Annotated in this window: 6 protein-coding genes; 1 reads left to right on the top strand and 5 read right to left on the bottom strand. The window is 69.0% G+C overall.

Translation table 11 applies throughout. The annotated features are described in order from the left end of the window. Entirely contained in the window at positions 1-1,479 is a 1,479-nt protein-coding gene (locus C667_RS06710; RefSeq protein ID WP_083881279.1) for a chloride channel protein, read from the top strand. On the opposite strand, the gene C667_RS06705 is transcribed toward C667_RS06710, so the two are convergent. From C667_RS06705 to C667_RS06685, 5 genes are all read right to left on the bottom strand, one after another. After that, entirely contained in the window at positions 1,444-2,397 is a 954-nt protein-coding gene (locus C667_RS06705) for a branched-chain amino acid ABC transporter permease (RefSeq protein WP_004359065.1), read from the bottom strand. The genes C667_RS06710 and C667_RS06705 overlap by 36 nt on opposite strands. Positions 2,398-2,420: 23 nt before the next feature. Beyond that, a complete protein-coding gene (locus tag C667_RS06700; protein ID WP_004359063.1) occupies positions 2,421-3,302 on the bottom strand; it encodes a branched-chain amino acid ABC transporter permease in 882 nt (293 codons plus the stop codon). A gap of 71 nt (positions 3,303-3,373) precedes the next feature. Further along, positions 3,374-4,588 (bottom strand): ABC transporter substrate-binding protein, encoded by a 1,215-nt coding sequence (locus tag C667_RS06695; protein ID WP_004359062.1) that lies wholly within the window; start codon positions 4,586-4,588, stop codon positions 3,374-3,376. 53 nt (positions 4,589-4,641) lie between these two features. Further along, positions 4,642-5,364, bottom strand: a complete 723-nt coding sequence (locus C667_RS06690; RefSeq protein ID WP_004359061.1) for an ABC transporter ATP-binding protein — start codon at positions 5,362-5,364, stop codon at positions 4,642-4,644. Positions 5,365-5,383: 19 nt separating this feature from the next. Next, positions 5,384-6,151, bottom strand: a complete 768-nt coding sequence (locus C667_RS06685) for an ABC transporter ATP-binding protein (protein WP_004359059.1) — start codon at positions 6,149-6,151, stop codon at positions 5,384-5,386. Position 6,152 lies beyond the last annotated feature (1 nt).

Genomic DNA, 6,152 nt, shown 5'->3' with positions numbered 1-6,152 from the left:
ATCGCCGCGCGCGGGCGCGCCTTCGCCCGCCTGCTGCGCGGAGGGCGCCGCTACGCGCTGCCCTGGCTGTCGCTGCGGCGCTGGCGGGTACGCCTGCTGCTGGTGGGCGCCGCGCTGCTCGCCGGGCTGATCGCGATCGCCTTCGCCATCGGCGCCGAGCTGGCGATCGCCACCCACGCCGCGCTGATCCACGAGCGCCCCTGGCTCACCCTGCTGATCGCGCCCGCCGGCTTCGCGGCGCTGGCGTGGGTCTCGCGCCGCTTCTTCCACGGCACCGAGGGCAGCGGCATCCCGCAGGCGATCGCGGCGTCGATGTCGGACGACGGACAGGTGCGCCGCCAGCTGCTGTCGCTGCGCATCGCGCTGGCGAAGGTCTTCCTGACCCTGGGTGGGCTGCTCAGCGGCGCCTCGGTGGGCCGCGAAGGCCCCTCGGTGCAGATCGGCGCTTCGGTGATGCACCTGCTCGCCAGCCGCAAGCGCCACCGCCGCATCGCCTCCAGCCGCGACCTCATCGTCGCCGGCAGCGGCGCCGGCATCGCCGCGGCCTTCAACACCCCGCTAGGCGGCATCATGTTCGCGATCGAGGAGATGTGCCGCTATCGCGCCTTCCAGGCCAACAGCACCACGCTCACGGCGGTGATCTTCGCCGGCCTGATGTCGCTCGCGGTGCTCGGCAACTACACCTACTTCGGCCGCACCCTGGCGAGCCTCGGCTGGCCCGACGGGGTCTGGCCGGTGCTCGCCTGCGGCGTGGCCGGAGGCCTGCTCGGCGGCATCTTCACGCGCGTGCTGGTGGCGTCCTCCCGCGGCCTGCCGGGCCGCCTCGGCCGCATCGCCGAGGGCCAGCCGGTCGCCTTCGCGGCGATGTGCGGCCTGCTCACCGCGCTCATCGGCCTGGCGAGCGGCGGCGTCACCTACGGCACCGGCTACGCGGAGTCCAAGGCCGCGCTCGAGGGCAGCGCGGCGCTGCCGGTCGCCTTCACGCTGATGAAGCTGGCGGTGATCTGGCTGGTGTTCGCATCGAAGATCCCCGGCGGCATCTTCGCCCCGGCGCTCGCGGTGGGCGCCGGCCTGGGCTCGGACCTCGCGCTGCTGCTGCCGGGCGAGCAGGACGCCGCGATCCTGGTGCTGGGCATGGTGGCCTTCCTCGCCGCGATGACGCAGACGCCGATCACCTCCTTCGTGATCGTCATGGAGATGACCGCCAACCACCAGATGCTGCTGCCGCTGATGGCCACCGCGGTGGTGGCGCACGGCGTGGCGCGCTCGGTGGCGCCGGTGCCGCTCTACCACGCGCTCTCGCACCCCTGGCTGCGCCGCGCGGAGAAGCGCGTCCATGAAAAACGCCAGCGCCCCGCACACCCGCCCGAGGGTGCGCAAGGCGCTGGCGCCCCGAAGGCGACCGCGGAGCCGGCCGCAGGGCCGACCCCGGCGCCGCCGTCCTCAGCGGATGCCGGCGCGGCGGATCAGCGCCTGTAGCTCGCCGACGATGCCGCGGCGGAACAGCAGCACGCAGACGACGAAGATCGTGCCCATGATCACCGTGACCCAGGAGCCCACGCTGTCGGCGAGCTCGGTCTGCAGCGACACGATGGTGGCGGCGCCGACCAGCGGGCCGAGCACGGTGCCCAGGCCGCCGAGCAAGGTCATCAGCACCACCTCGCCCGACATGTGCCAGTGCACGTCGGTGAGCGAGGCGAGCTGGAACACCAGGGTCTTGGTCGCGCCCGCCATGCCGGCGAGCGCGGCCGAGAGCACGAAGGCGAGCAGCTTGAACTTGGCCACGTCGTAGCCGAGCGACATCGCGCGCGGCTCGTTCTCGCGGATCGCCTTGAGGATCTGGCCGAAGGGCGAGTGGATCGCGCGGTAGATGATGAAGAAGCCGATGCAGAACACCGCGAACACCAGGTAGTACATCGCGATGTTGTTCGACAGGTCGATGACGCCGAACAGATGACCACGCGGCACGCCCTGCAGGCCGTCCTCGCCGCCGGTCGCCTTCCACTGCAGCACGACGAAATACACCATCTGCGACAAGGCCAGCGTGATCATCGCGAAGTAGATCCCGGTGCGGCGGATCGCCAGCACGCCGACCACCCAGCCGAGCGCGCCGGCGGCGAGCGTGCCGCCGAGGATGCCCACCTCCGGCGTCACGCCCACGTCGCGCACCAGCATGCCGCACACGTAGCCGGCGCTGCCGAGGAAGGCCGCGTGGCCGAAGGAGAGCAGGCCGGCGAAGCCGAGCAGCAGGTTGAACGCGCACGCGAACAGCCCGAAGCACAGGATCTTCATCAGGAAGGTGGGATACACCGCGAACGGCGCGACCAGCCCGATCAGGAACAGCGCGCCGAACAGGATCGGCGTGGCGCGCGCGAACATCGAATTCGAGTTGTTCATCGTCTTGATTCCTTTGCCCGCGCTCAGGCCTTGCCGAACAGGCCGGCCGGCCGCACCAGCAGCACGATCACCATGATCACGAACACCACCACCGCCGAGGCCTCGGGGTAGAACACCCGGGTGAGGCCCTCGATGAGGCCCAGTCCGAGGCCGGTGAGGATGGAGCCCATGATCGAGCCCATGCCGCCGATCACCACCACCGCGAACACCACGATGATCAGGTTCGAGCCCATCAGCGGGCTGACCTGGTAGATCGGCGCGGCGAGCACCCCGGCGAAGGCCGCGAGCGCGACCCCGAAGCCGTAGGTGAAGGTGATCAGCAGCGGCACGTTGATGCCGAGCGCCTGGACGATCTGCGGGTTCTCGGTGCCGGCGCGCAGGTAGGCGCCGAGCTTGGTCTTCTCGATGACGAACCAGGTCGCGAAGCACACCGTCAGCGCGGCGACCACGACCCAGCCGCGGTAGATCGGCAGGAACATGAAGCCCAGGTTCACCCCGCCCTGCAGCAGCTCGGGCACCGGGTAGGACTGGCCGGAGATGCCGTACTGGTCACGGAAGATGCCCTCGAAGATCAGCGCCAGGCCGAAGGTGAGCAGCAGCCCGTAGAGGTGGTCGAGCTTGTACAGCTTGCGCAGCATCGTGCGCTCGATCAGCACGCCGAGCGCGCCGATGACGATGGGCGCGAACAGCAGCGCGACCCAGTAGTTGATGCCGAGCTTGTTGAGCGCGATCCACGCCACGAAGGCGCCCATCATGTACTGGGCGCCGTGGGTGAAGTTGATGATGTTGAGCAGGCCGAAGATGATGGCCAGGCCCAGGCTCAGGATCGCGTAGAACGAGCCGTTGATGAGGCCGACCAGCAGCTGGCTGCCGAGCAGCGCGCTCGGGACGCCGAAGATTTCCATGTGCGACTCCCGCAGCGGGACGGCCGAGCCGCCCCGCTGCGTCGTGAAGTGCGGGAGCCCCCGCGATCAGCTTACTTCTTCACCAGCGGGCACTTCGACTGCGCCAGCGGCAGGAAGGCCTCGTCCGCCGGGATGGTCTGGCGGATGCTGTAGTAGTCCCACGGGTACTTGGACTCGTCCGGCTTCTTGACCTGGGCGAGGTACATGTCGTGGATCATGCGGCCGTCGTCGCGGATGCGGCCGTTCTTGGCGAAGAAGTCGTTGATCGGCGTGGCCTTCATCTGCGCCATGACCTTGCCCGCCTCGTCGGTACCGGCGGCCTTGACCGCGCGCAGGTAGTGCATCACCGACGAATACTGGCCCGCCTGCACCATGGTCGGCATGCGCTTGTGCTTGTCGAAGAAGCGCTTCGACCAGGCGCGGGTCTCGTCGTTGAGGTCCCAGTAGAAGCCGGTGGTCAGGTACATGCCCTGGGTGCTCTGCAGGCCGAGCGAGTGCACGTCGGAGATGAACATCAGCAGGCCGGCGAGCGCCTGCTTGGGCGTGACGCCGAACTCGGCCGCCTGCTTGATCGCGTTGGTGGTGTCGGCGCCGGCGTTGGCGAGGCCGATGATCTTGGCGCCCGAGGCCTGGGCCTGGAGCAGGAAGGAGGAGAAGTCCGAGGCCGGGAAGGGGTGGCGCACCGAGCCCAGCACCTTGCCGCCGTTGGCGGTCACCACCGCGGACGAGTCGCGCTCCAGCGCCTGGCCGAAGGCGTAGTCGGCGGTGAGGAAGTACCAGGTGTCGCCGCCCTGCTGGGTCACCGCCTTGGCGGTGCCGTTGGCGAGCGCGTAGGTGTCGTAGGTGTAGTGCACCGCGAGGTCGGTGCACTGCTCGTTGGTGATCGGCGTGGAGCCCGGGCCGCTCATCAGCGTGATGCGGTTCATCTCCTTGGCGACCTTCATCACCGCGAGCGCGGTCGAGGTGGTGACCAGCTCGGTGGCGGCATCGACGCCCTCGCGCTCGAACCACTCGCGCGCCTTGTTGGAGGCGATGTCGGCCTTGTTCTGGTGGTCGGCGGAGACCATCTCGACCTTGAACTCGGGCTTGGCCTCGGCGATGAAGTCCGCGATCGCCATCTCGGTGGCGAGCACGGCGCCAGCACCGGCGAGGTCGGAGTACGTGCCCGACATGTCGGTGAGCACGCCGACCTTGACGGTGTTGCCCGAGACCTGCGCGCTCGCCGCGCCCGACAGCATCGCAAAGGCGGCCGCGCAGGCCAGGGTGCTGAGTTTCTTCATCTGCATCGTGTGTCTCCGTTTCTTGTGGTTGGTACGCGGGGACTGCGCGGCGCGGCCGCTCAGACCCCCAGCGTCTGGTGCAGCCAGTCCATCTTGCCGGGGAGCTCCTCGGCGGTGATGGTGGCGATGATCTCGCCGTGCTCGAGCACGTAGTGGCGGTCGGCCAGCGGGGCGGCGAAGCGGAAGTTCTGCTCCACCAGCACGATGGTGAAGCCGCGCGATTTCAGCTCGACGATGACCTCGCCGAGCTTCTTGACGATCACCGGCGCCAGGCCCTCGGTGATCTCGTCGAGCAGCAGCAGCTTGGCCCCGGTGCGCAGCACGCGCGCCATCGCCAGCATCTGCTGCTCGCCGCCCGAGAGCTTGGAGCCGGGGCTGTTGCGGCGCTCCTGCAGGTTGGGGAACATGCGGTAGATCTCGTCCACCGACAGCGCCCCGCTCGCCACCTGCGGCGGCAGCATCAGGTTCTCCTCGGTGCTGAGCGAGGCGAAGATGGCGCGCTCCTCGGGCACGTAGCCGATGCCGTAGCGCGCCATGCGGTGCGTCGGCTCGGCGATGACCTCGCGGCCATTGACCATGATCGAGCCGGTGCGCTTGCCGACGAGGCCGAGCACCGACTTGAGCGTGGTCGAGCGCCCGGAGCCGTTGCGCCCGAGCAGGGTCACGCACTCGCCGCGCGCCACCTTGAGGTCGATGCCGTGCAGGATGTGCGACTCGCCGTAGAAGGCGTGCAGGTCGTGGATCCGGAGCATCTCCGGATGAGGGGTGAAGGCGCTGGTCATGGCGGTCGGGGGGCGGGAATCAGTGGTGGGCGTCGGCGATGTCGTCGGAGCCGACGTAGGCCTCGAGCACCTTGGGGTTCTTCGACACCTCGGCGTAGCTGCCTTCGGCGAGCACGCTGCCGCGGGTGAGCACGGTGATGCGATCACACAGGTTGGCGACTACCGAGAGGTTGTGCTCCACCATCAGGATGCTGCGGTTGACCGAGACCTTGCGGATGAGCTCGACCACGCGCGCGATGTCCTCGCCGCCCATGCCCTGGGTGGGTTCGTCGAGCAGCATCATGCGCGGCTCGAGCGCCAGCGTGGTGGCGATCTCGAGCGCGCGCTTGCGGCCGTAGGGCATCTCGGCGGTGACGGTGTCGGCGAACTGGGTGAGGTCCACCGCCTCGAGCAGCGCCATCGCCTCGCCATTGAGCGCGTCGAGCGACTTCGCCGAGCGCCAGAAGTGGAACTCCGTGCCCAGCCGGCGCTGCAGGCCGATGCGCACGTTCTCGAGCACGGTGAGGTTGGGGAAGGTCGCCGAGATCTGGAAGGAGCGCACCATGCCGCGGCGCGCCGTGACCGCCGGCGCCTCGCGGCTGATGTCCTTGCCGTCGAACAGGATGGACCCCGAGGTCGGCGGCAGGAACTTGGTGAGCAGGTTGAAGACCGTGGTCTTGCCCGCGCCATTGGGGCCGATCAGGGCATGGATGTGTCCCGTCCGAACCTTCAGGTCCACGCTGGATACGGCGACGAAGCCCTTGAACTCCTTGGTGAGTCCGCGGGTTTCGAGAATGAACTCGCTCAAG

It is taken from the genome of Thauera phenylacetica B4P (assembly GCF_000310225.1).
Lineage (GTDB): Bacteria > Pseudomonadota > Gammaproteobacteria > Burkholderiales > Rhodocyclaceae > Thauera > Thauera phenylacetica.
Note: the sequence above shows the minus strand (reverse complement) of the source record. Positions and strands in the feature narration are given on the sequence as shown.

What these genes read in the sequence shown, in the direction of transcription:
- C667_RS06700 (WP_004359063.1), bottom strand. Translation starts at nt 3,302, where the DNA reads ATGGAAATCTTCGGCGTCCCGAGCGCGCTGCTCGGCAGCCAGCTGCTG.
- C667_RS06690 (WP_004359061.1), bottom strand. Translation starts at nt 5,364, where the DNA reads ATGACCAGCGCCTTCACCCCTCATCCGGAGATGCTCCGGATCCACGAC.
- C667_RS06695 (WP_004359062.1), bottom strand. Translation starts at nt 4,588, where the DNA reads ATGCAGATGAAGAAACTCAGCACCCTGGCCTGCGCGGCCGCCTTTGCG.
- C667_RS06705 (WP_004359065.1), bottom strand. Translation starts at nt 2,397, where the DNA reads ATGAACAACTCGAATTCGATGTTCGCGCGCGCCACGCCGATCCTGTTC.